The organism is Pseudomonas sp. H3(2019) (assembly GCF_007713465.1).
In the GTDB taxonomy this organism is placed as follows: Bacteria; Pseudomonadota; Gammaproteobacteria; order Pseudomonadales; family Pseudomonadaceae; genus Aquipseudomonas.
Map to the genome: position 1 here is coordinate 1 of NZ_VMSG01000004.1, position 22,639 is coordinate 22,639.

General features: G+C 56.8%; 25 protein-coding genes. 15 read left to right on the forward strand and 10 right to left on the reverse strand.

Translation table 11 applies throughout. The annotated features are described in order from the left end of the window. Positions 1-190: 190 nt before the first annotated feature. Positions 191-736 carry a hypothetical protein gene (locus FPT12_RS05540; RefSeq protein ID WP_145015008.1) on the reverse strand — a complete coding sequence of 182 codons (546 nt, stop codon included), beginning with the start codon at positions 734-736 and terminating at the stop codon, positions 191-193. A 144-nt stretch (positions 737-880) separates the two neighbouring features. After that, positions 881-2,665 carry an AIPR family protein gene (locus FPT12_RS05545; protein WP_145015009.1) on the reverse strand — a complete coding sequence of 595 codons (1,785 nt, stop codon included), beginning with the start codon at positions 2,663-2,665 and terminating at the stop codon, positions 881-883. A gap of 424 nt (positions 2,666-3,089) precedes the next feature. On the opposite strand from FPT12_RS05545, the gene FPT12_RS05550 reads away from it, so the two are divergent. Then, positions 3,090-3,461 carry a DUF6124 family protein gene (locus tag FPT12_RS05550; RefSeq protein ID WP_145015010.1) on the forward strand — a complete coding sequence of 124 codons (372 nt, stop codon included), beginning with the start codon at positions 3,090-3,092 and terminating at the stop codon, positions 3,459-3,461. A 235-nt stretch (positions 3,462-3,696) separates the two neighbouring features. Here the strand turns inward: FPT12_RS05550 and FPT12_RS05555 are convergent, their stop codons facing one another. Beyond that, positions 3,697-3,909: a hypothetical protein gene (locus tag FPT12_RS05555; protein ID WP_145015011.1), complete on the reverse strand. Its 213-nt coding sequence runs from the start codon at positions 3,907-3,909 to the stop codon at positions 3,697-3,699. Here FPT12_RS05555 and FPT12_RS05560 point away from each other — a divergent pair. Both FPT12_RS05560 and FPT12_RS05565 read left to right on the forward strand, forming a co-directional pair. Then, positions 3,908-4,552, forward strand: a complete 645-nt coding sequence (locus FPT12_RS05560; RefSeq protein ID WP_145015012.1) for an MBL fold metallo-hydrolase — start codon at positions 3,908-3,910, stop codon at positions 4,550-4,552. The genes FPT12_RS05555 and FPT12_RS05560 overlap by 2 nt on opposite strands. 116 nt (positions 4,553-4,668) lie before the next feature. Then, a complete protein-coding gene (locus tag FPT12_RS05565; protein ID WP_145015013.1) occupies positions 4,669-5,397 on the forward strand; it encodes an OmpA family protein in 729 nt (242 codons plus the stop codon). 173 nt (positions 5,398-5,570) lie between these two features. On the opposite strand, the gene FPT12_RS05570 is transcribed toward FPT12_RS05565, so the two are convergent. Then, positions 5,571-6,008, reverse strand: a complete 438-nt coding sequence (locus FPT12_RS05570) for a YhcB family protein (RefSeq protein WP_145015014.1) — start codon at positions 6,006-6,008, stop codon at positions 5,571-5,573. 146 nt (positions 6,009-6,154) lie between these two features. Here FPT12_RS05570 and FPT12_RS05575 point away from each other — a divergent pair, with 146 nt between their 5' ends. The 3 genes from FPT12_RS05575 (at position 6,155) to zapE (ending at position 9,349) form a co-directional block, all read left to right on the forward strand. Then, the gene (locus FPT12_RS05575) at positions 6,155-6,784 is read left to right on the forward strand and encodes an alpha/beta hydrolase (RefSeq protein WP_145015015.1); all 630 of its coding nucleotides are present in this window, start codon (positions 6,155-6,157) and stop codon (positions 6,782-6,784) included. Between the two features lie 24 nt (positions 6,785-6,808). After that, positions 6,809-8,164 carry a tryptophan--tRNA ligase gene (locus FPT12_RS05580; protein ID WP_145015016.1) on the forward strand — a complete coding sequence of 452 codons (1,356 nt, stop codon included), beginning with the start codon at positions 6,809-6,811 and terminating at the stop codon, positions 8,162-8,164. 90 nt (positions 8,165-8,254) lie between these two features. Beyond that, the gene (zapE, locus tag FPT12_RS05585) at positions 8,255-9,349 is read left to right on the forward strand and encodes a cell division protein ZapE (protein WP_145015017.1); all 1,095 of its coding nucleotides are present in this window, start codon (positions 8,255-8,257) and stop codon (positions 9,347-9,349) included. Positions 9,350-9,515: 166 nt separating this feature from the next. Here the strand turns inward: zapE and FPT12_RS05590 are convergent, their stop codons facing one another. Beyond that, entirely contained in the window at positions 9,516-10,412 is an 897-nt protein-coding gene (locus FPT12_RS05590) for a GlxA family transcriptional regulator (protein ID WP_178098633.1), read from the reverse strand. Between the two features lie 243 nt (positions 10,413-10,655). Between FPT12_RS05590 and FPT12_RS05595 the strand changes: the two genes are divergently transcribed. Then, on the forward strand, positions 10,656-11,792 hold the full coding sequence (locus FPT12_RS05595; protein ID WP_145015019.1) for an acyl-CoA dehydrogenase family protein: 1,137 nt from the start codon (positions 10,656-10,658) through the stop codon (positions 11,790-11,792). 104 nt (positions 11,793-11,896) lie between these two features. Here the strand turns inward: FPT12_RS05595 and FPT12_RS05600 are convergent, their stop codons facing one another. After that, positions 11,897-12,937, reverse strand: a complete 1,041-nt coding sequence (locus FPT12_RS05600) for an NADP(H)-dependent aldo-keto reductase (RefSeq protein ID WP_103319117.1) — start codon at positions 12,935-12,937, stop codon at positions 11,897-11,899. 248 nt (positions 12,938-13,185) lie between these two features. Here FPT12_RS05600 and rplM point away from each other — a divergent pair, with 248 nt between their 5' ends. The 7 genes from rplM (at position 13,186) to FPT12_RS05635 (ending at position 18,058) form a co-directional block, all read left to right on the forward strand. After that, on the forward strand, positions 13,186-13,614 hold the full coding sequence (gene rplM / locus FPT12_RS05605; protein ID WP_019693576.1) for a 50S ribosomal protein L13: 429 nt from the start codon (positions 13,186-13,188) through the stop codon (positions 13,612-13,614). A 14-nt stretch (positions 13,615-13,628) separates the two neighbouring features. Further along, positions 13,629-14,021: a 30S ribosomal protein S9 gene (gene rpsI, locus FPT12_RS05610; protein ID WP_002555064.1), complete on the forward strand. Its 393-nt coding sequence runs from the start codon at positions 13,629-13,631 to the stop codon at positions 14,019-14,021. A gap of 252 nt (positions 14,022-14,273) precedes the next feature. Then, on the forward strand, positions 14,274-14,867 hold the full coding sequence (gene petA, locus FPT12_RS05615; protein ID WP_019693575.1) for a ubiquinol-cytochrome c reductase iron-sulfur subunit: 594 nt from the start codon (positions 14,274-14,276) through the stop codon (positions 14,865-14,867). Next, positions 14,867-16,078 carry a cytochrome bc complex cytochrome b subunit gene (locus FPT12_RS05620; RefSeq protein WP_054595702.1) on the forward strand — a complete coding sequence of 404 codons (1,212 nt, stop codon included), beginning with the start codon at positions 14,867-14,869 and terminating at the stop codon, positions 16,076-16,078. The genes petA and FPT12_RS05620 overlap by 1 nt, the downstream gene beginning before the upstream one ends. Next, positions 16,078-16,860 (forward strand): cytochrome c1, encoded by a 783-nt coding sequence (locus FPT12_RS05625; protein ID WP_145015020.1) that lies wholly within the window; start codon positions 16,078-16,080, stop codon positions 16,858-16,860. The genes FPT12_RS05620 and FPT12_RS05625 overlap by 1 nt, the downstream gene beginning before the upstream one ends. A 150-nt stretch (positions 16,861-17,010) precedes the next feature. Then, positions 17,011-17,628, forward strand: coding sequence for a glutathione S-transferase N-terminal domain-containing protein (locus tag FPT12_RS05630; protein WP_019693572.1), 618 nt, complete (start codon positions 17,011-17,013; stop codon positions 17,626-17,628). A gap of 16 nt (positions 17,629-17,644) precedes the next feature. After that, complete coding sequence (locus FPT12_RS05635) at positions 17,645-18,058, forward strand: ClpXP protease specificity-enhancing factor (RefSeq protein WP_145015021.1); 414 nt, start codon at positions 17,645-17,647, stop codon at positions 18,056-18,058. 52 nt (positions 18,059-18,110) lie between these two features. On the opposite strand, the gene FPT12_RS05640 is transcribed toward FPT12_RS05635, so the two are convergent. From FPT12_RS05640 to FPT12_RS05655, 4 genes are all read right to left on the reverse strand, one after another. Then, a complete protein-coding gene (locus FPT12_RS05640) occupies positions 18,111-18,689 on the reverse strand; it encodes a BON domain-containing protein (RefSeq protein ID WP_145015022.1) in 579 nt (192 codons plus the stop codon). Further along, on the reverse strand, positions 18,686-19,279 hold the full coding sequence (locus FPT12_RS05645) for a phosphoheptose isomerase (protein WP_007904374.1): 594 nt from the start codon (positions 19,277-19,279) through the stop codon (positions 18,686-18,688). The genes FPT12_RS05640 and FPT12_RS05645 overlap by 4 nt, the downstream gene beginning before the upstream one ends. Positions 19,280-19,380: 101 nt before the next feature. Further along, positions 19,381-19,743: a YraN family protein gene (locus tag FPT12_RS05650; protein ID WP_145015023.1), complete on the reverse strand. Its 363-nt coding sequence runs from the start codon at positions 19,741-19,743 to the stop codon at positions 19,381-19,383. After that, complete coding sequence (locus FPT12_RS05655) at positions 19,743-21,554, reverse strand: penicillin-binding protein activator (RefSeq protein WP_145015024.1); 1,812 nt, start codon at positions 21,552-21,554, stop codon at positions 19,743-19,745. Before FPT12_RS05655 ends, FPT12_RS05650 begins: the two co-directional genes overlap by 1 nt. A gap of 208 nt (positions 21,555-21,762) precedes the next feature. On the opposite strand from FPT12_RS05655, the gene rsmI reads away from it, so the two are divergent. After that, a complete protein-coding gene (rsmI, locus tag FPT12_RS05660) occupies positions 21,763-22,635 on the forward strand; it encodes a 16S rRNA (cytidine(1402)-2'-O)-methyltransferase (RefSeq protein ID WP_145015210.1) in 873 nt (290 codons plus the stop codon). Positions 22,636-22,639 lie beyond the last annotated feature (4 nt).

Here is a 22,639-nt window from a genome sequence, read left to right on the forward strand (position 1 = left end):
TTCCAAGATAGCCATAGATCCCACCTTTAAAATGTGGGGTTCATGGAGCGCTTACGAAAGTACACAGAAGCCGCCCCCGCAGCAGGCGAAAAGGCTTCCAAGGTAGGGATTGGTTTGCGGTCTGAATAATCGATTTTCTTCATGGCACTCCAGTGCATAACGACCGAATTGGTCGAGGGCAGCGTCTCGGCTAAATTTGCTTGTTGTGTGTTTCTTCAACTTGAATTCGTTCAACGTTTTTCCATAAGTCAGTGTCGTAGATGACGATAATTCTCTCGCCGTTGTCATCTATAATTCCACCGGTAATTCCTTTATCTAAAAGGTATTTTGCAGCGCAGCCATTAGAGTTTTTCCCCTTGGAACGTTCAAACTCCCAGATGTCATTATAAAAGCGGTGACCTCCTTTATAAAAGTTATCTTGGTCAAATTTATCGGCCCCGTAGAAGCTTCTTGCAACCTCTATCACCTTGGGGTCTTTGTGCTCCTTGATCTGCTTAGAGTAAAATATGAATGATTTTGATTCTACTGAAGTTAAAGGCAATCTATAAATGTGATTTAAGCCTTTGTTATGCCGCAGGGCATCATGCTTGTAGTGAGAGAAATATATTCCCCAGCCGTACTTTAATGATGTGGATCCGATTTTATTGAAGTCAAATTCATCAAACTCTGCGGAGGGTGAATGCCACCAGAATTGTTCTTGCTTTTTACGGAAAAAATTAATTATTTTAGAAAGCATATACAGTCTTGTAAATAACTAAGTGCATGACTATAGAGGAAGTAGGGGTAGACCACGTTTTGCTCAAGCCAATGATCGTAGTCTGTCCCCGTATTATACTCTAACGTTAAAGTAAGGGGCTGGTTTTGACCAGGCCCAGTTGATCTAGGATATCAATGTAATCTGTTGCCCTGGTGCTTTGGTTTTGGTTTTGGTTTTGGTTTTGGCTTTGGTTTTGGGGGTAGAGTCCAGTTTTAATTCGGCTACAGCATCCTTGAGTGACTGCGTGAACGAGCTCGTGCGCGGTAAATCCCGGGATTTCCCTACCATAAGTTTAGCGACAAGCTCGAAGGCGGGCTTCAGCGAAGCCTCAGCGGTATCGGCATCTGAAAACTTTAAGAGCATCTTGGAAGTATATTGCTCTATCTTTCGCGTGTTCATAGCGGGTGGAGGAGCATCCTCTAGGAGTAGACGTGCTGCAAGTAGGATTTGGTACCGTGCAACTCGCAAGGCTGGGTCAAATCTTTTCAGGAAAGTCTCGATCCAAAAATATACCACTGCACAGAAAAAGTAAGGGTCAGGTCGGTGCTCAGACCCAAAGATATCGCCGCCGACTTTGCGAAGTACGCTACCGAAGTCTCGGGCGGTCTTATGGGGCTCTTCAAGAAACATGGAGGAAAAAAGTTTTACGAGTCCAATGGGTGTGACCAGTCTTTTTGGTTCAACACGTTGATTTACGTATTGCCTGGAACGTCTCTCATAGTAAAGAGAATTCTCGCCTTGTGCTCTGAAATAAAGCTCAAGTTGTTTTTGGAAGTCTGTAATTGCAAGCAGTTGAGCTGGTTTAATTTCTGTCTGGCTATTTGTGGCGCGGATAATATCCCGGATGACACTCTCATCTTCGGTTGCTACAATTTTGATGGGGACAGAAATATCCCCTTGTGCTAAGTTTTCTCGGCAAGCCCAGATTACATTACTGGTCTGACACCCGTTCACAAACTGATAGTCCTCAAGGACTATCTTGTCGCCGGTGGGCTGGAGTTTACGTGCGATGACGGTAACTCCGTTGTTCATTAGCGAAAATCTTGACCGGGATTGTTCGTCTAGGAGTGTCTTTTGCATGCCCGCGTTTACTGAATTTAGACCCTCCCAGTCTCTCACATTGTCGTAGAAGATTGATGTGAGCAATGTTTCGGCTTCACCTTGAATAAGCTTCAAGAACTCGCTGACTGGCAAAACCCCTAGGAATGCTTGGGTCACGCCAGGCACGTCTGGCATAGTTACACGTTTCGGGAAGAGAATCTCCCTTGAAAGTGAGTTTGAAATTTGAAGTGATCGCTTTTGGATCTGATTTGCCCCGATCAGAGTTATATGTGCACTGGAAAGTGTGCCGTGTTTGGTTAGCCTTTTTACTATAAGGGCTTCCTTGTTGGAGAAGTGAACATCGCCTTGAGGAGCATTGCCACTAGTTACGTAATATAAATGTACAGCCGGATTGCGGCGTTTGAATGTACGGCTCTTGGAGAATATGGCGTCTTTCAAAGCGCAGAACTGATGCACTTTCGCGTTGTCAACTTTTGTGGGGCCAGTTTCAAACAGGCGCTCGACGGTATCACCTAGGTCTCCGAGTGAGGAGACATCAAATGAAGCCGATGTCTTGGCTTGGACAAATACGAAGTCCACATCAAGATATCCGTTCATTTCAATGTACGTTTCAATTTCGTCAGGATCTCGCACGAATGAACCGTTGATGATCACCCCAAGAGCATCGATTCCCGGTTGGGCATCGCCACCAACAACACATAAATCCGTGTTGAGTACACCATTTGCTAGAACGCCAATTGTCAGATTGGCGGAAAAGTGCTCGAACGCCGTCTCATCGGGAATACTCGAAACGATTCCATGTTCCTCTCGAAAGTCACGAAGAAGTGACTCAACAATTTTATTCATTATTCACGTATCCATATGGATGAAGGCGTTGGCTGTCAAGTTTGAAGATGCCCGTGGCCGAACATGACATCGTTTAAGGAAAAACGCGACGAACACAAGATCAGATTCCAAGTGTTTCTGCCAGTTCATGGCATACGCTACTATTTTGACATCATGTTGTCCACCGACAACTCCCGGTCGTTTCCTGCCAGTCACAACCGGCTGGATATGCAGCTTTGTAGGGACCTCTAATTAGTCGATCAGTCCTAGGAAGCGGCTACAAAAAACTCGATCTTGGAAGAATCTTCCGACACCTTTTCAAGGTTGCCAGGTGGGAAGGTCTGTGGATAACCTCCGGGTGTCGCTGCCAATTCAGCGGCCGGGTTTAGCGACCCGAACAGGTATAGGTGATACAGCATCCATAACTTTGTTTAGGAGCTTCACCATGCAAAACGACACTTCCAATACCACAGAAACCCCAAGCACTTCCCCTTACGCCTCCAGCGACTCCAAAAAACTCCACGATGCCGCCGAGCGGGCGCTGGATCATTACCTCAAGCCGCCGTTTGTTCAGGCGCCGCTGTCTGATAAGCGTCCTTCCAATATTTTTACGGTGATTCCTGATCTGGATAACGAGACGCTGTTGGCGCATGCCTCGGAAACGTTGGCGTCGTTGAATGTGATGGCCAGTGATTTGGCGTTTGAGCTGGAGGGCACGCGTCGGCATGTGGCGTTGGCGATTCAGCAGATGATTTCGTTGGGGGAATTGTTGGTGAATCGGGCGTTGGATAATTTTGATCAGCCGGAAGAGCGGTAGCGCTGAGTTCTGAAGCCAGAGTGCTTCTGTGGCGAGGGAGCTTGCTCCCGCTCGAGCGCGAAGCGGTCGCAAATCCAGCAAATGCGGTGTGCCTGATGAAAGCCGATTGCAGGTTTTGGGGCTGCTTCGCAGCCCAGCGGGAGCAAGCTCCCTCGCCACAGGTTTGGTGTAGAGCCGTTGAGTCTGTGTCTGCCATCAATATTCCCCCGATTTGTAGATGCCGGGCGGCTGGTGATCAGGCTTCGATATTTGTGCCGATCAACAGGCCATCATCGCTGGCAAGCCAGGCTCCTACGAAGAGCAAGGTGGCGCGGCTTTGGTAATCGGCGTGCAGGCTGACCATTGATTCGGTTGTAGGGGCGGGTTGTCGGTTTTGTAACAGGACAGCAATCGGCGGAGAAGGTGGGGTGTGCCAGAATACGCCATCAATTTTTTCAGGAACGCCCATGGACGCTGCCAAACCCGCTCTGATCCGCGAAACCTTTCCCGTTGGGCCGTTGCAGTGCAACTGCACGATCATCGGTGATCCGATCACCAGGAAGGCCATCGTTGTCGATCCGGGTGGCAATCATGAGTTGATTCTGGCGCGGCTGGACGCGTTGGGGTTGAAGGTGGTGAACATTATTCATACCCACGCGCACCTGGATCACTTCCTGGCCTCGGGCCAGTTGAAGGAGAAAACCGGCGCGACGTTGCACCTGCATAAAGAAGATCAGTTCCTTTGGGACAATCTGGAGATGCAGTGCCAGATGTTCAGGGTGCCGTACACGCCGGTGCCGTCGCCGGATCGTTGGTTGGCCGATGATGAAGAGCTGGCCTGCGGCTGTGGCGTGGCGCTGCACACGCCGGGTCATACGCCGGGGTCCATGAGCTTTTGGTTTTCCGAGGCTAAGCTGCTGATTGCCGGTGACACGCTGTTTCGTCGCGGGGTAGGGCGTACGGACTTGTGGGGCGGTGATCAGGCGACCATCGTGCGTTCGATCAAGCAGCGTTTGTACACCCTCGATGAAGACGCGACGGTCATCACCGGACACGGTCCCGAAACGCGTCTGGGCGATGAAATGCGTGAAAATCCTTTTGTGCGGGCCTGATTTACCAGGCTGCAAAGCGACCTGATGGAATTTTTGCCTTGGGCCGTGTTCCAACGCCCGCACGGGTTTATTGCCAACGTCCGTTGCACCACAGAATGTAAAAGTAGGAGCTCTCCATGTTCACCTCGAGTCGTTTGATTATTGTCGCTACTGCCGTGGCCATGCTGGCTGGCTGTGCCAACCAGAACCCGTATGACAACCAGGGGCAGGCTGACAGCGGCTCCACCGGCATGAGCAAAACCGCCAAGTACGGCGGCCTCGGCGCTTTGGCCGGTGCGGTGGCCGGTGCGGCTATCGACCATAACAACCGTGGCAAGGGCGCGCTGATTGGTGCTGCGATCGGTGGTGCTTCCGCTGCCGGTTATGGCTACTACGCTGACCAGCAGGAAAAGAAACTGCGCGCCAGCATGGCCAATACCGGGGTTGAAGTGCAGCGTCAGGGCGATCAGATCAAGCTGATCATGCCGGGCAACATCACCTTCGGTACCGACTCGGCGAACATTGCTCCAAGCTTCTACCAGCCGCTGAACAACCTGGCCGGTTCGCTTAAAGAGTTCAGCCAGAACCAAATTGAAATCGTCGGCTACACTGACAGCACCGGCGCTCGTCAGCACAACATGGACCTGTCCCAGCGTCGTGCTCAAAGCGTGGCCACTTACCTGACGTCGCAAGGTGTCAGCGGTGCCAACCTGTCGGCGCGTGGTGCTGGTCCGGATAACCCGATTGCCAGCAATGGCGATGTGAATGGCCGGGCGCAGAACCGTCGTGTAGAGGTTAACCTCAAGGCGATTCCGGGTCAGCAATATGGCCAGCCTGCCCAGCAGCAAGGTCAGCAGTATCAGTAACAAAAAACCTGACTGAACCCCAGGTGTAAAAAGCCCGCCCGATTCTCAGCAGATCGGGTGGGCTTTTTTTTGTCTGTTCGGGCCTCATCGCGAGCAGGCGCTCGAACCCCCAGCAACAAAAAAGCCCTCGGACATCACCTGTCCGAGGGCTTTTTATGTCGCGTGAACGCTGGTTACTTCTTCAAGCCGTAATGCTCGTCGAGCATGCCAGGGGAGTTTGGCATTTTCGGTGCGTAATCGCGTGGCGGCTCCTGATTGCGTGGCGGTGTCAGGCGTTCCCGTGGCGCTTGCACGGCGGCATCGGAGTGCAGGGCGGCCAGCAGGCGTTGGCGAGTCTGTTCGTCCAGGGCCAGGCGGTTGGCACCCTCGGCGAGGTGGTCTTGCACTTCCTGATAGCTCTGAGTGAGCTTCTTGACCAGCGTTGCGGTGCTGTTGAAGTGGGTGACCACTTCATTCTGATAGTTGTCAAAACGTTCCTGAATGTCATCCAGCTGACGTTGCGTGCTGCTAGGCGCGGCATTCGGCAGAAGGCGGGCAACCAGGAATCCAATAGCGACACCGGCAACCAGGGCAAGAGTCGGCAACAACCAAACTAAGAGCGAGTGTTCCACGAGTCCTTCCTCTATAAACGGCTTTGCTTTACGTTAACGGCTCGGACCTGCGCTGTATACCGCGACGAGATCGCAATCATGCCAGGCACAGACTTTTAGCTAGACGAGTCGACCCTTCGAGAGGTCACGGAGTTCCTTCCTTGCTTATGCGTGAAACCCCTGTATTGATTGATGGCCCAGTGGGCCAACTGGAAGCCTTGTACCTGGACTCCCCCGAGCCACGTGGCCTGGCGCTGATCTGCCACCCCAACCCGGTGCAGGGCGGCACCATGCTCAATAAAGTCGTTTCGACCTTGCAGCGCACCGCCCGCGACGCCGGGTTGATCACATTACGATTTAATTACCGTGGCGTCGGCGCGAGCGCCGGCACGCATGACATGGGCACCGGCGAAGTCGATGACGCACAAGCCGTGGCCGAATGGTTTCGCGCCAAACACCCTGATTTGCCCATGACCCTGTTCGGTTTCTCGTTCGGTGGTTTCGTTGCGGCGAGCCTCGGCGGACGTCTGGAAGCCAAGGGTGAGCAGCTCAAGCATGTGTTCATGGTCGCGCCGGCGGTGATGCGTCTGGGCGCTCAGGATCAGTTGCCGCAGCACGGTGAACTGACGCTGATCCAGCCAGAATCCGACGAAGTCATCGATCCGCAGCTGGTTTACGATTGGTCTGACGCCCTCGATCGCCCCCATGAGCTGCTGAAAGTGGCAGAATGCGGACACTTTTTTCACGGCAAGCTGACCGACCTCAAGGATCTGATCCTGCCGCGCCTTTCGAATTGATTGCAGTCTGATAAGCGATTACCCATGACTACTCGTACACGCATCCTCACCGGCATCACCACCACCGGCACCCCGCACCTGGGCAACTACGCCGGCGCGATCCGTCCGGCGATCCTCGCCAGCCGCGACAGCAATGCCGATTCGTTCTACTTCCTGGCCGACTACCACGCCCTGATCAAGTGCGATGACCCGCTGCGCATCCAGCGCTCGCGTCTGGAAATCGCCGCGACCTGGCTGGCCGGTGGTCTGGATGTGGATCGGGTAACGTTTTATCGCCAGTCCGACATTCCGGAAATCCCTGAGCTGACCTGGCTGCTGACCTGCGTCGCCGCCAAGGGCCTGCTCAACCGCGCGCATGCCTACAAGGCGTCGGTGGACAAGAACGTCGAAGCCGGTGAAGACCCGGACGCCGGCATCACCATGGGCTTGTACAGCTACCCGGTGCTGATGGCCGCGGACATTCTGATGTTCAACGCGCACAAGGTCCCGGTCGGTCGCGATCAGATCCAGCACGTGGAAATGGCCCGCGATATCGGCCAGCGCTTCAACCACCTGTTTGGCCAGGGCAAGGAGTTCTTCACCATGCCCGAGGCGCTGATCGAAGAAAGCGTCGCCACGCTGCCGGGCCTCGATGGCCGGAAGATGTCGAAAAGCTACGACAACACCATTCCGTTGTTCTCCAGCGCCAAGGAAATGAAGGACGCGATTTCGCGGATCGTCACCGACTCCCGTGCGCCGGGCGAAGCGAAAGATCCAGACAATTCGCACCTGTTCACGCTGTTCCAGGCTTTCGCCACTCCGGCGCAGGCCGACGAGTTCCGCAGCGAACTGTTGCAGGGCCTGGGTTGGGGTGAGGCGAAGAATCGTCTGTTCCAGCTGCTCGACAACGAGCTGGGCGAGTCCCGCGAGCGTTACTACCAGTTGATCGAGCGCCCGGCAGACCTCGAAGACATTCTGCAGCACGGCGCCAAGAAGGCTCGCGCCGTGGCCACGCCGTTCCTCAACGAGCTGCGTGAAGCGGTCGGTCTGCGTTCTTTCGTCAATCAGACGCAAGTGGCGGCCACTACCAAGAAGAAAGCCGCGAAAGCCGCGCGTTTCGTCAGCTTCCGTGAAGACGATGGCAGCTTCCGCTTCCGTCTGCTGGCGGCCGATGGCGAGCAACTGCTGTTGTCGCGCAACTTCGCTGACGGCAAAACCGCCGGCCAGGTGACCAAGCAACTGCAATCCGGCCAGGCGCTGGACGTTCGCAGTGAAGACCTGAGCTTCAGCGTCTGGCTCGAAGGCGAGTGCGTTGCCGACAGCCCGGCCTTCGCTGACAGCGCCGCGCGGGATGTCGCCATCGACGCCTTGCGGGTTGCGCTGACGCCTGTTCAGGAATAATCAACGGCTCGGCCCGACCAAGGGCTGATTGCCATTCTCAAGGGTCGTCGCTACAGTGTCGGCCCGTTTTTGTTGCCTTGCTAACGAATTATGACGCCCCTAGAACGATATCAAGCTGATCTGAAACGCCCGGAATTCTTCCATGACGCCGCTCAGGAAACTGCCGTGCGCCATTTGCAGCGCCTGTACGACGATCTGGTCGCGGCCTCGCAGAACAAACCCGGCCTGCTCGGCAAGCTGTTTGGCAAGAAAGACCAGGCGCCGGTCAAGGGCCTGTACTTCTGGGGCGGCGTAGGTCGCGGCAAGACTTACCTGGTCGACACCTTCTTTGAAGCGCTGCCGTTCAAGGAAAAGGTCCGCACTCACTTCCACCGCTTCATGAAGCGCGTGCATGAAGAGATGAAGACCCTCGGCGGCGAGAAAAACCCGCTGACCATCATCGCCAAGCGTTTCTCCGACGAAGCGCGGGTGATCTGTTTCGATGAGTTCTTCGTGTCCGACATCACCGACGCGATGATCCTCGGCACTTTGATGGAAGAGCTGTTCAAGAACGGCGTGACCCTGGTCGCGACCTCGAACATCGTACCGGACGGTCTGTACAAGGACGGTCTGCAACGTGCGCGCTTCCTGCCAGCCATCGCGCTGATCAAGCAGAACACCGACATCGTCAACGTCGACAGCGGTGTCGACTACCGTCTGCGTCACCTTGAGCAAGCCGAGCTGTTTCACTCCCCACTCGACGAAGCGTCCCATGAGAGCCTGCGCAAAAGCTTCCGCGCACTCACGCCGGAATGCACTCAGGCCATCGAAAACGATGTGCTGATCATCGAGAACCGTGAGATCCGTGCCGTGCGTACGTGCGACGACGTGGCCTGGTTCGACTTCCGCGAACTGTGCGACGGCCCGCGTAGCCAGAACGACTACATCGAACTCGGCAAGATTTTCCACGCCGTGTTGCTCAGCGGTGTAGAGCAGATGAGCGTCACCACCGATGACATCGCCCGACGTTTCATCAACATGGTCGACGAGTTCTACGACCGTAACGTCAAGCTGATCATTTCCGCTGAAGTCGAGCTCAAAGACCTCTACACCGGCGGTCGCCTGAACTTCGAGTTCCAGCGCACCCTCAGCCGTCTGCTGGAAATGCAGTCCCACGAGTTCCTGTCGCGGGCGCACAAGCCGTAGGATGTTTCTGAAAATAAAAAAGGGCCTGCATTGCAGGCCCTTTTTTGTGCGTCGAAGAACCAATGTGGGAGCGAGCTTGCTCGCGATGGCGGTCTGTCAGTCACATTGATGTTGAATGTGCTGGCGCAATCGCGAGCAAGCTCGCTCCCACAGGGGGATGTGTATCTTAAGCGGCCTGCTGAAACTGCTGCCGATACTGGTTCGGCGACAACTCGGTGTGTTGGCGGAACAGCCGGGCGAAGAAGCTTGCGTCGTCATAGCCGACTTCGTAGCTGATGGTCTTGATGCTTTTGCGGCTGGCGGACAGCAGGCCCTTGGCGGTTTCGATGCGCAACCGTTGCAGGTAGTGCAGCGGCTTGTCGCCAGTGGCGGTCTGGAAGCGCCGCATGAAGTTGCGGATGCTCATGCCGTGCTCGCGGGCGACGTCTTCGAAGCGGAACTTGTCGGCAAAATGCTCTTCGAGCCAGTGCTGGACCTGCAGGATGATCACATCCTGGTGCAGCTTTTGTCCGCCGAAGCCGATACGCCCTGGCGAATAACTGCGCTGCACTTCATACAGAATGTCGCGGGCCACGGCCTGGGCCACGTTGGCCCCGCAGAAGCGCTCGATCAAATAAATGTAGAGGTCGCAGGCCGAGGTGGTGCCGCCAGCGCAGTACAGGTTGTCCGCGTCGGTCAGGTGTTTGTCCTGATTGAGCTGAACGTTGGGGAAGCGCTCTTCGAAGGCGTTGAAGAAACGCCAGTAAGTGGTCGCTTCCTTGCCATCGAGCAGGCCGGCCTCGGCGAGCCAGAACACCCCGGTGGCTTCACCGCAGAGCACTGCGCCGCGTGCGTGTTGCTCGCGCAGCCACGGCAGCACCTGTGGATAACGTTTACAGAGTGTTTCGAAATCGTCCCAGAACGCCGGGAGGATGATGATATCGGCGTTTTCCAGGCCGCCATCCACCGGCATGATCACATCGCTGAAGCTGTTGACCGGTTTGCCGTCGGGGCTGACCAGGCGGGTTTCGAACGCCGGGGTCAGGCCGTGGCCCAGTTGTTTGCCGTAACGCAGGCTGGCCAGATGGAAGAAATCCTTGGCTTGCATGAGGGTGGAAGCAAAAACCCGGTCGATAGCCAGGATGCTGACGCGCCGCAGGGGCGTGGAGAGTTGGATAGACATATTCAATTTATTCTTATAGGGGAAAGTGGTCACCAAGCGGCTGGATCGTCTTATTTTTTGTCTGATGTGTCCAGTGTCCTGTTATCAGCGGGAGGCTTAGGCTCTGGGAATCATTAGCGATCAAGCATAACCACAGGTGCCCCGATGATCCCCAGAACCTTGTTCAGTTCCGAGCACGAACTGTTTCGCGACAGCGTACGAACCTTCCTCGAAAAAGAGGCCGTGCCGTTTCATGCGCAGTGGGAAAAACAGGGCTACATCGATCGCACGCTGTGGAACAAGGCCGGGGAGGCGGGGATGCTCTGCTCCCATCTGCCGGAAGCGTACGGCGGGTTCGATGCGGACTTCCTCTACAGTGCGGTGGTGATTGAGGAGGTGGGGCGGCTGGGGTTGACCGGTATCGGTTTCTCTCTGCATTCGGACATCGTGGCGCCGTACATCCTGCATTACGGCAGTGAAGTGCTGAAGAAAAAGTACCTGCCGAAGCTGGTCTCCGGCGAAATGGTTACCGCGATTGCCATGACCGAGCCGGGCGCCGGCTCCGACCTGCAAGGGGTGAAAACCACAGCGGTGCTGGACGGCGACGAGTACGTGATCAACGGTTCGAAAACCTTCATCACCAACGGCTTCCTCGCGGACCTGGTGATTGTCGTGGCCAAGACCGATCCCAAGGCCGGGGCCAAGGGCACCAGTCTGTTTCTGGTGGAGGCGAACACCCCGGGCTTCGAAAAGGGCAAGCGTCTGGAGAAGGTCGGGATGAAAGCGCAGGACACCTCGGAGCTGTTTTTCCAGGACGTCCGTGTGCCCAAGGAAAACCTCTTGGGGCAGGCCGGGATGGGCTTCGCCTATCTGATGCAGGAATTGCCGCAGGAGCGTCTGACGGTCGCTATCGGCGGTTTGGCCTCAGCCGAGGCGGCGTTGCAGTGGACCCTGGATTACACCCGCGAGCGCAAGGCGTTTGGCAAGGCGATTGCGGACTTTCAGAACACCCGCTTCAAACTGGCGGAGATGGCCACGGAGATCCAGATTGGCCGGGTCTTCGTCGACCGCTGCCTGGAGCTGCACCTGCAAGGCAAGCTCGATGTGCCGACGGCGGCGATGGCCAAATACTGGGGCACTGACCTGCAAAGCAAGGTGCTCGACGAGTGCGTGCAGCTGCATGGCGGTTACGGCTTCATGTGGGAATACCCGATTGCCCGAGCCTGGGCGGATGCGCGGGTGCAGCGGATTTATGCCGGGACCAATGAAATCATGAAGGAGATCATCGCTCGTTCGCTTTGAATTCTGGGTGAATGGAAGACCGCTATCGCGAGCAGGCTCGCTCCCACAGGTACAGCGTAATCCTTGTGGGAGCGAGCCTGCTCGCGATTGGGTTTATGAGTCGATCAAGGTGCCGGGTTCGGGTGATCCTTGTGAATCGCCTCGATCCCCGCCAGCACTTCATCCGACAGCTTCAGGTCGAAACTGGCAATGTTGCTGTCCAGCTGTTCCAGCGTGGTCGCGCCAATGATGTTGCTGGTGACGAACGATTGCCGGGTCACGAATGCCAGGGCCATTTGTGCCGGGTCCAGGCCGTGTTCACGGGCCAGCGCCACGTAACGGCTGCACGCGACTTCCGACTGCGGGTTGAAGTAGCGGCTGAAGCGGCTGTAAAGGCTCAGGCGAGCTTTTGCCGGGCGCGCCCCGCCTTCGTACTTGCCGGACAGAAAACCAAACGCCAGTGGCGAATAGGCGAGCAGCCCGCATTGTTCGCGGATGGCGATTTCCGACAGGCCGATTTCAAAGCTGCGGTTGAGCAGGTTGTAGGGGTTCTGGATCGACACCGCACGCGACCAGCCACGGGCTTCGGCCAGCGCGAGGAACTTCATGGTGCCCCACGGCGTTTCGTTGGACAGGCCAATGTGGCGGATCTTGCCGGCTTTGACCTGTTCGTCGAGTGCTTCGAGGGTGTCTTCCAGCGGGGTCAGGTTGACTTCGCTCTTGTGCGTGTAGCCCAGCTGACCGAAGAAATTGGTGCTGCGTTCCGGCCAGTGTAGTTGGTAGAGGTCGATATAGTCGGTCTGCAAGCGCTTGAGGCTGGCATCCAGGGCCTGGACGATGTGTTCACGGTTGTGTTTGAGGTGGCCGCCGCGAATGTAGTCGATGGTGTTGCCGGGGCCGGCGATCTTGCTCGCCAGAATCCAGTCGGCGCGATCGCCACGACTCTTGAAGTAATTGCCGATGTAGCGTTCGGTGGTGGCGTAGGTTTCGGCTTTGGGCGGCACCGGGTACATTTCGGCGGTGTCGATGAAATTGATCCCGGCGCTCTTGGCTCGTTCAATCTGTGCGAAAGCCTCTGCCTCGCTGTTTTGCTCGCCCCAGGTCATGGTCCCGAGGCAGATTGCACTCACGTTCAGATCGGTACGGCCCAGCTGTCGATAGTCCATCGGGTAGTCCTTGGCGGAAAACAATCATAAAAGCAGGTTGAATTTTTTTTCGCAATCTGCATAATTGCGCACCTCTTTCTGCAGTGGAAGTGATGCGCCGCCTGCCGAAGAATCTTGCCGTTGAACGGACGCGCCGACCCGAGCCCCCGATAGCGTCTGTACCCGGCTGCCTTTGACTTGTCAAAGTACGCACTATTCAGTAAGATCCGCCGTCTAAATTTACAGGGCGGCCCCTGAGGCTATAAAGAATGAAAACTTTTACTGCTAAACCGGAAACAGTAAAGCGCGACTGGTTTGTCGTCGACGCTGCTGGTCAGACCCTGGGTCGTCTGGCCACCGAGATCGCGAGCCGTCTGCGTGGCAAGCACAAGCCTGAGTACACTCCTCACGTTGACACCGGCGACTACATCGTCGTTATCAATGCCGAGCAGATTCGTGTGACCGGTGCTAAAACCACCGACAAAATCTACTACTCCCACTCCGGTTTCCCGGGCGGCATCAAGTCGATCAACTTCGAAAAGCTGATCGCTAAAGCCCCTGAGCGCGTGATCGAGACCGCGGTCAAAGGCATGCTGCCTAAGAACCCGCTGGGTCGCGACATGTATCGTAAGCTGAAAGTCTATGCGGGCGCTGCACACCCTCATACTGCTCAGCAGCCCCAAGAACTGAAGTTTTAACGGAATAGTTCATTATGTCGGCGACTCAAAATTACGGCACTGGCCGTCGCAAGACCGCAACCGCACGCGTTTTCCTGCGTCCGGGCACTGGTAACATCTCCATCAACAACCGCTCCCTGGATAATTTCTTCGGTCGCGAAACTGCCCGCATGGTAGTTCGTCAGCCGCTGGAATTGACTGAGACTGTCGAGAAGTTCGACATCTACGTTACCGTGATCGGTGGTGGTGTAAGTGGTCAAGCTGGCGCAATCCGCCACGGTATCACTCGCGCTCTGATGCAGTACGACGAAACTCTGCGCGGTGCTCTGCGCAAAGCCGGCTTCGTTACTCGTGACGCACGTGAAGTTGAACGTAAGAAAGTGGGTCTGCGTAAAGCGCGTAAGCGTCCGCAGTACTCGAAGCGTTAATTCGCTTTCGCGTTCAAAGCGCCCAGTCTCCTCGCGGAGCTGGGCGTTTTTTTTGCTTAAAGATTTATGATGTGACAACTTGCCACATCCGTAGAGCCCCTATACTACAAGGCTTGGCGCTGACCCCGGATGGTAATTACCTTGTCAGAACTGGGGCTTTTCATTACCATTCTGCAAAATTTTTATAAGTTCAGATTTTTACTTAGTAGATGCCTGATTTAACAGGCCACAAAGCTGATGGGAGAGGACTGAATGAGCAATGACGGCGTGAATGCAGGCCGGCGTCGCTTCTTGGTAGCAGCCACATCCGTGGTGGGTGCTGCAGGAGCGGTGGGGGCTGCGGTCCCGTTCGTGGGGTCATGGTTTCCCAGTGCCAAGGCGAAAGCCGCAGGTGCACCGGTGAAAGTGAATGTCAGTAAAATCGAACCAGGTCAGCAAATGATTGCTGAATGGCGCGGTCAGCCGGTATTCATCGTCCGCCGTACGCAGGAGATTTTGGGGAATCTTGCAAAGATCGAGGGTGACCTCTCTGATCCAGACTCCAAGAATTCGGTACAGCCAACTTACGTGGACCCCAAGACGCGCTCGATCAAGCCGGAAGTTCTGCTGCTGATCGGTATTTGCACGCACTTGGGTTGCTCGCCGACCTTTCGCCCAGAAGTAGCGCCTGCCGATCTCGGCCCGAAATGGGTAGGTGGTTATTTCTGCCCTTGCCACGGTTCCCACTACGATCTGGCTGGCCGCGTCTTCAAGTCGCAACCCGCGCCTTTGAATCTGCCAGTTCCCCCGCATTCCTATGAGTCGAACGACATCATTGTCATCGGCGTCGATACGGAGAAAGCGTGATGAGCAAGTTCATGGATTGGGTTGATGCGCGCTTTCCTGCCACTAAAATGTGGGAAGACCATCTCAGCAAGTACTACGCCCCGAAGAACTTCAACTTCTTCTATTTCTTTGGTTCCCTGGCACTGTTGGTTCTGGTTAACCAGATCGTAACCGGCGTCTGGCTGACCATGAGCTACACCCCGTCGGCGGAAGAGGCATTCGCCTCCGTCGAATACATCATGCGCGACGTCGAGTACGGCTCGATCCTGCGTCTGCTGCACTCCACCGGCGCTTCGGCGTTCTTCATCGTGGTTTACCTGCATATGTTCCGTGGCCTGCTCTACGGTTCGTACCAGAAGCCGCGTGAGCTGGTGTGGGTCTTCGGCATGCTGATCTACCTGGCGCTGATGGCTGAAGCCTTCATGGGCTACCTGCTACCGTGGGGCCAGATGTCCTACTGGGGCGCCCAGGTGATCATCTCGCTGTTCGGTGCGATCCCGGTCATCGGTAACGACCTGACCCAGTGGATCCGTGGTGACTACCTGATTTCGGGCATCACCCTGAACCGCTTCTTCGCCTTGCACGTCGTGGCCTTGCCGATCGTGATTCTCGGTCTGGTGGTGCTGCACGTTCTGGCGCTGCACGAAGTCGGCTCGAACAACCCGGACGGCGTGGACATCAAGAAACACAAGGATGAAAACGGCGTACCGCTGGACGGCATTGCCTTCCACCCGTACTACACCGTGAAAGATATCGTCGGCGTGGTGGTGTTCCTGTTCATCTTCTGCGCGATCGTGTTCTTCTTCCCGGAAATGGGCGGTTACTTCCTCGAGAAGCCGAACTTCGAAGTAGCGAACGCCTTCAAGACCCCGGAACACATTGCCCCGGTCTGGTACTTCACCCCGTTCTACGCGATTCTGCGTGCGGTTCCGGACAAGCTCCTGGGCGTTGTGGCCATGGGTGCTTCGATTGCCTTGCTGTTCGTCCTGCCGTGGCTCGACCGTAGTCCGGTCAAGTCCATGCGCTACAAGGGCTGGCTGAGCAGGATCTGGCTCTGGGTGTTCTGCATCTCCTTCGTGATTCTTGGCTGGCTGGGCGTCATGGCGCCTACTCCGGAACGTACGTTGCTGTCGCAGGTCTGTACCTTCCTGTACTTCGCCTACTTCATTCTGATGCCGTTCTACACCAGGCTCGAGAAGACCAAACCGGTTCCGGAAAGGGTGACTGGCTGATGAAAAAGCTATTTGCTGTACTGATTCTTGCTGCGTTGCCTGTCTTGTCCTTCGCGGCCGAGCACGGTGGTCCAGAGCTCGAAAAAGTCGATATCGACGTCTCCGATAAAGCGGCAATGCAAGATGGCGCGCGTACGTTCGCCAACTACTGCATGGGCTGCCACAGTGCCAAGTTCCAGCGCTATGAGCGCGTTGCCGACGATCTGGGGATTCCTCATGATCTGATGCTGAAGAACCTGGTGTTCACGGGCGCCAAGATCGGTGACCACATGAGCATCGGCATGCAGCCGGCAGACGCCAAGTCCTGGTTCGGCGCTGCGCCGCCCGACCTGACGCTGGTGGCTCGCGTTCGTGGTACTGACTGGCTCTATGGCTACCTGCGGTCGTTCTATGAAGACCCGACTCGTCCTTGGGGCGTGAACAACAAGGTGTTCCCGAACGTCGGTATGCCTAACGTTCTGGTCGGCCTGCAGGGTCGGCAGGTGATAGGCTGCAAGCAAGTTCAAATCGTCGAAGACGGCAAGAAGCAGTATGATCCGCTGACCGGCACGAAGCTGACTCATGAAGCGTGCGATCAGCTGACCATCGTGCCGAAAACCGGTGCACTGAACGAAGAGCAGTTCGACGAGAAGGTCAAGAATCTGGTGACCTTCCTGGCCTATTCGGCCAACCCGGTGAAGCTGCAGCATCAGCGCATCGGTACCTATGTGTTGCTGTACCTGGCGTTCTTCTTCGTATTCGCTTACTTGCTCAAGCGTGAATACTGGAAAGACGTGCATTGATAAAGCTTTAAGCAATTGCTGTTAATCGCGCGCGCCCAAGGGCGTCTCTGAACGTGTAACGAGTCTGGTCATTCAGACGTTACGGGAGACGCCCTCTGGGCGCGCTCGTTTTTCCGCTTCCGATAATTTCAACAAGCGAGGAGGACCGCCATGGGCGTGACCAATCGGTTGGCCTGTTACTCCGACCCCGCCGACCACTATTCCCACCGAGTGCGTATCGTACTGGCAGAGAAGGGTGTCAGCGCCGAGATCATCAGTGTGGAGGCGGGCCGTCAGCCGCCAAAGCTGATCGAAGTGAACCCTTACGGCAGCTTGCCCACCCTGGTCGATCGTGACCTTGCGTTGTGGGAGTCGACCGTGGTGATGGAATATCTGGATGAGCGTTACCCGCATCCACCTTTGCTGCCGGTTTATCCGGTGGCGCGTGCCAACAGTCGTCTGCTGATTCACCGTATTCAACGTGACTGGTGTGTTCTGGTGGATCTGATTCTGGATTCGCGGACCAAGGAGCCGGCACGTGTGCAGGCTCGCAAGGAATTGCGTGAGAGCCTGACGGGCGTTTCGCCGCTGTTCGCCGACAAGCCGTTTTTCTTGAGTGAGGAACAAAGTCTGGTGGATTGTTGCCTACTGCCAATACTCTGGCGCTTACCGATTTTGGGTATTGAACTGCCGCGGCCTGCCAAGCCGCTGCTTGATTACATGGAGCGCCAGTTTGCGCGCGAGGCTTTCCAGGCGAGTCTGTCTGGTGTCGAACGCGATATGCGCTGAGGCTTAAGGAGCCGCTATGAACTCCAGTCGACCTTATTTGGTCCGCGCGCTCTACGAGTGGATTGTGGACAACGATTGCACCCCGCACCTGCTGGTCAATTCCGAGTATCCGTCGGTGCAGGTGCCGCAAGGCTTTGCCAGTGACGGACAAATTGTCCTGAACGTATCGCCTGCGGCAGTGCGTCATCTGCACATGGATAATGATGCGGTCAGCTTTGAAGGGCGCTTCGGTGGCGTGCCGCATACGCTGTACGTGCCTATCGCTGCGATCCTCGGCATTTACGCCCGGGAGAACGGTCAGGGCATGGTCTTCGATCTGGAGTCGCCTATGGAAGACGAGGAAGAGATCGAGCCGGATGATGATCTTCCACCACCCGGCAGCGAGCCACCGCGTCCAAGCGGCCGGCCAAGCTTGAAGGTAGTGAAATAATAAAAAAGGCGATCCGCAAGGATCGCCTTTTTTGTTACGCAGGAGCGGTAGATCAGTCGATGTACTCGAACAGCTTCACAATCTTCTGTACGCCAGAAACGCCCTGCACCAGGTTGGTGGCCTGGTCGGCTTCCTGCTTGGTCAGCAGGCCCAGCAAGTAAACGATACCGTTCTCGGTCACAACTTTGATGCGCGAGCCCGGGATGCTGGCGTCGGCGAGCATCTGGGTTTTGATCTTGGTGGTCAGCCAGGCATCGTTATTGCGGGCCAGTATCGACGAAGGCTGCATCACCTGCAGTTCGTTGTGCACGGTCTTTACCCGCTGAACTGCAGCGGCGGCTTGTCCGGCCAGTTCCTTGAGGTCGGGGCGTGGTGTTTGCCCGGCGAGCAGCACCACACCGTTGAAGCTGGTGACGATGATGCGCGAGCCTTTATCCAGGTCCGGGCTGGCCTTGGCCACGTTCACGCCGACCTTGGTTTCGATCAGGGAGTCGTCGATCTTGCTGCCGAAGGTGCGAGTGCCGCGATCGTCTTCAATGGGGGCGTCGCGGGTCGCGGTGAGTACCGAGGTGCAGCCGCTGATGCCCAGGCTTAGAGTCAAGGCCAGAAGGCCAAGGCGATTAAGGGTCATTCTTCACTCCCGAACAGTTGGCTGTCGATCAAGTCGCAAAGACAGTGGATCGCCAGCAGGTGGACTTCCTGAATACGTGCAGTGACATTGGCCGGCACGCGTATTTCGACGTCTTCGGGCAATAACAGCGATGCCATACCGCCGCCATCGCGTCCGGTCAATGCTACGACAATCATTTCGCGATCATGTGCGGCCTGGATCGCTTGAATAATGTTTGCCGAGTTGCCGCTGGTGGAAATCGCCAGCAGCACGTCGCCGGGTTGGCCGAGCGCGCGGATCTGTTTGGAGAAGATTTCGTTGTAACTGTAGTCGTTGGCGATCGAGGTGATCGTCGAGCTGTCGGTCGTCAGCGCAATCGCCGGCAAGCTCGGGCGTTCGCGCTCGAAGCGGTTGAGCAGCTCGGAGGAGAAGTGTTGTGCGTCACCGGCTGAACCGCCGTTGCCGCACGAGAGCATTTTGCCTTCGTTGAGCAGGGCATTGACCATCACCTGGCTGGCTTGCTCGATGTGCGGTGCAAGTACGTCCATCGCCTGTTGCTTGGTATCGATACTGGCCTGAAAAAGCTGGCGAATTCGCGATTGCATGTCCATCTGTGTGACCTTAAGTAGCGCGGCTTGGTGGCACAGCAATGTGCAGCCCGCAAAGCAAAGAGCAAAAGTGTTGAGTGAAGATCGGCCTTGCCTTTGAGCAGTCAGCTGTCAAAGGCGTTCCTTAGCCAGTTCAAATGAGCTGCGCTGCCGTCTATGGCAACTACGTCGAAACGGCAGGGGGAGTTGGCCCAGCGCAACTCGCGCTGCAGAAAATACTGCGCGGCGAGTATCAATTTCTGACGCTTGCGCGCATCGATGCTGCCGAGCGCGCCACCCCATTGGGTGTTTTGTCTGTAGCGGACTTCGACGAATACTACTGTATCGCCGTCAAGCATGACCAGATCAAGCTCGCCGCGTTTACACAACCAGTTCTGCGCCAGGAGGCGCAGACCTTGTTGCTGGAGATGCTTGAGCGCCTGGCTTTCAGCATCTCGACCGCTTTGTTGGCGTGACCTGTCGGGCATCAGCGCGGCGTATCAGGCAGGCGTTGAACCTGGCCGTTGATGAACTGTGCCCATGGCAGTTGACGCTGAACGCGTTGCGACGGGGTCATGCTCAGGGTGCCCGACTGACCTTCGATGGTGCTGTCTGGCAGTGCCTTGAGTTGGCCCAGTCGCGGCGCCAGGCGATAGGCGTCGACACCCATTGCGTAGAGGCGGCCCAGGCTGCCCGCAGCTTGTGGCCATTGAGCGGTCACTTGTCTGCGCAGCGGGTCGTTGGCGTCCAGCAGCCATGGGGTTTCGCAGAAGCGAACGCCGTTCATGTCGTTGTACTGGTTCTGGTCGCCGCTGGCGCTGAATACGTGGGACGTGGCATAAACCGGCACGTCACCTGCGTATTGGAAGTTCAGCGTTGGCTTGATCTGCTGGGCTTGCTGCGGTGTCGAGGCGAGGAAAATGAACTCGATGTCCTGGCGGCGCGAAGGCTGTGCAGCCACTTGCGAGCCTACGGTACTTTGCAGGCTCTTGGCGCGACCTTCGCTCTGACGCAGTTGGAACAGGTCGGCGATTTGCTGAGCCAGGGCCACTGGCTGATCAACGCGTTCAATGCCCACGACGGTGCCGCCGTTGGCTTCCCAGTCCTGGCGGAAGGCTTTGAGCACGCGATCGCCCCATTCGCCTTTCGGTACCAAGGCCGCGGCGCGGTGCAGGCCGTCGGCGCGTGCCCGGCGGGAAACTTCGCGGGCTTCGTCTTCGGCAGCCAGGCCGAACTGGAACAGTTGGGCCGGTCCTTGCTCGCCTTCACTGTAGTTCAGCGCCAGCGTGGTGATCGGCAGTTGCGGGCGAGTGCTGAGTTGTTTAACCAGCGGTTTTTCCAGCGGGCCGATGACCAGTTGTACGCCGTCGGCTTGTGCCTTGCGATAGAAGTCGTCCAGCGAGGTCAGGTGCGAGCTGTCATAGAACTCGATGGCAGGCGGCTTCTGCCCGGCTTGTTGAGCCTGGTAGTGAGCCGCCATGAACCCTTCGCGCAGTGCCTTGGCGACCGACGCCAGCGGACCGTCTTGCGGCAGCAGCAGGCCGATCTTGCTGAGCGGTTGGCTGGCCAGTTCCTTGAGTTTGGTCAAAGGCAGTGGCAGCACAAGTGCAGCAGGGTGTTTAGGGTGCTGGGCGCGCCAGTTGTCGATGGCGGCCTGCTGCTGTTCCAGCGTAGCGGCGTTTTTCACCGCCACGGCCAGGCTCATCCAGCCGCCGAGGTCGTCGGTGGTGATGGGTTGCAGTTGATCGGTCGGCAAGGACGCAATGAGTGCCCAGATGGCCTCGTGGTTTTTGCTGGCCGCGTCATCCTTGAGCAGTGGGGCGATAAAGATGCGTTCGCGGGCGGCGGCCAGGGTCTGGCCGTCTGCTTCGAGGGCGCGCGCATGGACGGTGCCGGTGCGTACTTGTTGCTCGACCGGCATCTCGCTCAGGTGTTGCTGGCTCGGATGGCTCAAGGCGGTCAGTGCTGCCTTGGGCTGGTTGCGAGTCAACGCCAGTTCGGCGGCCAGGGTGCTGGCGTATACCTGTTGGCCGGGTTTCAACTGGTCCATTGGGACCTGCTGAAGGATTTGTGCCGACTGGCCGGCATTACCCTGGCGGTAGGCCAGGTCTGCCGCGCTCAGGCGCAACAGGGCGGCCTTCTCCGGCGTTTTGCTGGTGGCGGCCTGTTCGAGCAATTGCTCGATACTGGCATCCGCAGTCCGTGGAAGTTCGCCAAGGCTGGAGGAGGGCGAGCTGGCGCAAGCCGCCAACAGAGCAGCGAGGCAGAGGGCAGAGAACAGCCGCAGGCAAGCGATCATGTAATGTTCCTGATACTCGATCAAATTAGCGTGGAATTGTACCCAAGCGCTGGCCGGGGCGCGATGTTACTGGCGTGAAACCTTCAATTTAGGTCGTGTAAATGTTACGACGATCAACAAAAGGGCGTGGAGCAAGATGATCGCTGCGCGTATTCAAGGCACTTCTACGCGCTACAATGCCGGTTTTACCGATCATGAGGTGTGCGCTTTGACTGCTCCAGGTGCTTTGAATTCCGTTGCTGGCTCGCTTTATGTGGTGGCGACGCCCATCGGCAACCTGGATGACATCAGTGCGCGGGCGCTGAAAATCTTGCGTGACGTGGCGTTGATCGCGGCTGAAGACACTCGTCACTCCTTGCGGTTGCTGCAACATTTCGGGATCGCCACGCCGCTGGCGGCGTGTCATGAGCACAATGAGCGCGATGAAGGCAGTCGCTTTATCACGCGTTTGCTGGCCGGTGACAATGTCGCGCTGATCTCCGATGCGGGAACGCCGCTGATCTCTGATCCGGGTTATCACCTGGTGCGTCAGGCACGGGCGGCAGGTATCAATGTAGTACCGGTTCCCGGTGCCTGCGCGTTGATTGCGGCCTTGTCTGCGGCGGGGTTGCCATCCGACCGGTTCATCTTCGAAGGCTTTTTGCCGGCCAAGGCGGTAGGGCGACGTGCGCGTCTGGAGTCCATAAAGGAAGAGCCGCGTACGTTGATCTTTTACGAAGCGCCACACCGGATTCTCGAGTGCTTGCAGGACATGGAGCTGGTGTTCGGTGCCGAGCGTCCGGCGTTGCTCGCTCGCGAGCTGACCAAAACCTTCGAAACCCTCAAGGGGCTGCCGTTGGCCGAGTTGCGTGCATTTGTCGAGAACGATAGCAATCAGCAGCGCGGCGAGTGTGTGGTGTTGGTGTCCGGTTGGTCGGCGCCTGAGAGTGAGGAGGCGGTGAGTAGCGAGGCGATGCGTATTCTCAATCTGCTGCTCGAGGAAATGCCACTCAAGCGTGCAGCGGCGTTGGCGGCGCAAATTACCGGTGAGCGCAAGAACGTTCTCTACCAGGTGGCCCTGGATAAACAGAAAGGCGAGTAAAAAC

What these genes read in the sequence shown, in the direction of transcription:
- FPT12_RS05550 (WP_145015010.1), top strand. Translation starts at nt 3,090, where the DNA reads ATGCAAAACGACACTTCCAATACCACAGAAACCCCAAGCACTTCCCCT.
- rplM (WP_019693576.1), top strand. Translation starts at nt 13,186, where the DNA reads ATGAAAACTTTTACTGCTAAACCGGAAACAGTAAAGCGCGACTGGTTT.
- FPT12_RS05565 (WP_145015013.1), top strand. Translation starts at nt 4,669, where the DNA reads ATGTTCACCTCGAGTCGTTTGATTATTGTCGCTACTGCCGTGGCCATG.
- rpsI (WP_002555064.1), top strand. Translation starts at nt 13,629, where the DNA reads ATGTCGGCGACTCAAAATTACGGCACTGGCCGTCGCAAGACCGCAACC.
- FPT12_RS05625 (WP_145015020.1), top strand. Translation starts at nt 16,078, where the DNA reads ATGAAAAAGCTATTTGCTGTACTGATTCTTGCTGCGTTGCCTGTCTTG.
- FPT12_RS05645 (WP_007904374.1), bottom strand. Translation starts at nt 19,279, where the DNA reads ATGGACATGCAATCGCGAATTCGCCAGCTTTTTCAGGCCAGTATCGAT.
- FPT12_RS05640 (WP_145015022.1), bottom strand. Translation starts at nt 18,689, where the DNA reads ATGACCCTTAATCGCCTTGGCCTTCTGGCCTTGACTCTAAGCCTGGGC.
- FPT12_RS05545 (WP_145015009.1), bottom strand. Translation starts at nt 2,665, where the DNA reads ATGAATAAAATTGTTGAGTCACTTCTTCGTGACTTTCGAGAGGAACAT.
- FPT12_RS05620 (WP_054595702.1), top strand. Translation starts at nt 14,867, where the DNA reads ATGAGCAAGTTCATGGATTGGGTTGATGCGCGCTTTCCTGCCACTAAA.
- FPT12_RS05560 (WP_145015012.1), top strand. Translation starts at nt 3,908, where the DNA reads ATGGACGCTGCCAAACCCGCTCTGATCCGCGAAACCTTTCCCGTTGGG.
- FPT12_RS05630 (WP_019693572.1), top strand. Translation starts at nt 17,011, where the DNA reads ATGGGCGTGACCAATCGGTTGGCCTGTTACTCCGACCCCGCCGACCAC.
- FPT12_RS05580 (WP_145015016.1), top strand. Translation starts at nt 6,809, where the DNA reads ATGACTACTCGTACACGCATCCTCACCGGCATCACCACCACCGGCACC.
- FPT12_RS05650 (WP_145015023.1), bottom strand. Translation starts at nt 19,743, where the DNA reads ATGCCCGACAGGTCACGCCAACAAAGCGGTCGAGATGCTGAAAGCCAG.
- zapE (WP_145015017.1), top strand. Translation starts at nt 8,255, where the DNA reads ATGACGCCCCTAGAACGATATCAAGCTGATCTGAAACGCCCGGAATTC.
- FPT12_RS05595 (WP_145015019.1), top strand. Translation starts at nt 10,656, where the DNA reads ATGATCCCCAGAACCTTGTTCAGTTCCGAGCACGAACTGTTTCGCGAC.
- FPT12_RS05655 (WP_145015024.1), bottom strand. Translation starts at nt 21,554, where the DNA reads ATGATCGCTTGCCTGCGGCTGTTCTCTGCCCTCTGCCTCGCTGCTCTG.
- petA (WP_019693575.1), top strand. Translation starts at nt 14,274, where the DNA reads ATGAGCAATGACGGCGTGAATGCAGGCCGGCGTCGCTTCTTGGTAGCA.
- FPT12_RS05540 (WP_145015008.1), bottom strand. Translation starts at nt 736, where the DNA reads ATGCTTTCTAAAATAATTAATTTTTTCCGTAAAAAGCAAGAACAATTC.
- FPT12_RS05555 (WP_145015011.1), bottom strand. Translation starts at nt 3,909, where the DNA reads ATGGGCGTTCCTGAAAAAATTGATGGCGTATTCTGGCACACCCCACCT.
- FPT12_RS05635 (WP_145015021.1), top strand. Translation starts at nt 17,645, where the DNA reads ATGAACTCCAGTCGACCTTATTTGGTCCGCGCGCTCTACGAGTGGATT.
- FPT12_RS05600 (WP_103319117.1), bottom strand. Translation starts at nt 12,937, where the DNA reads ATGGACTATCGACAGCTGGGCCGTACCGATCTGAACGTGAGTGCAATC.
- FPT12_RS05575 (WP_145015015.1), top strand. Translation starts at nt 6,155, where the DNA reads ATGCGTGAAACCCCTGTATTGATTGATGGCCCAGTGGGCCAACTGGAA.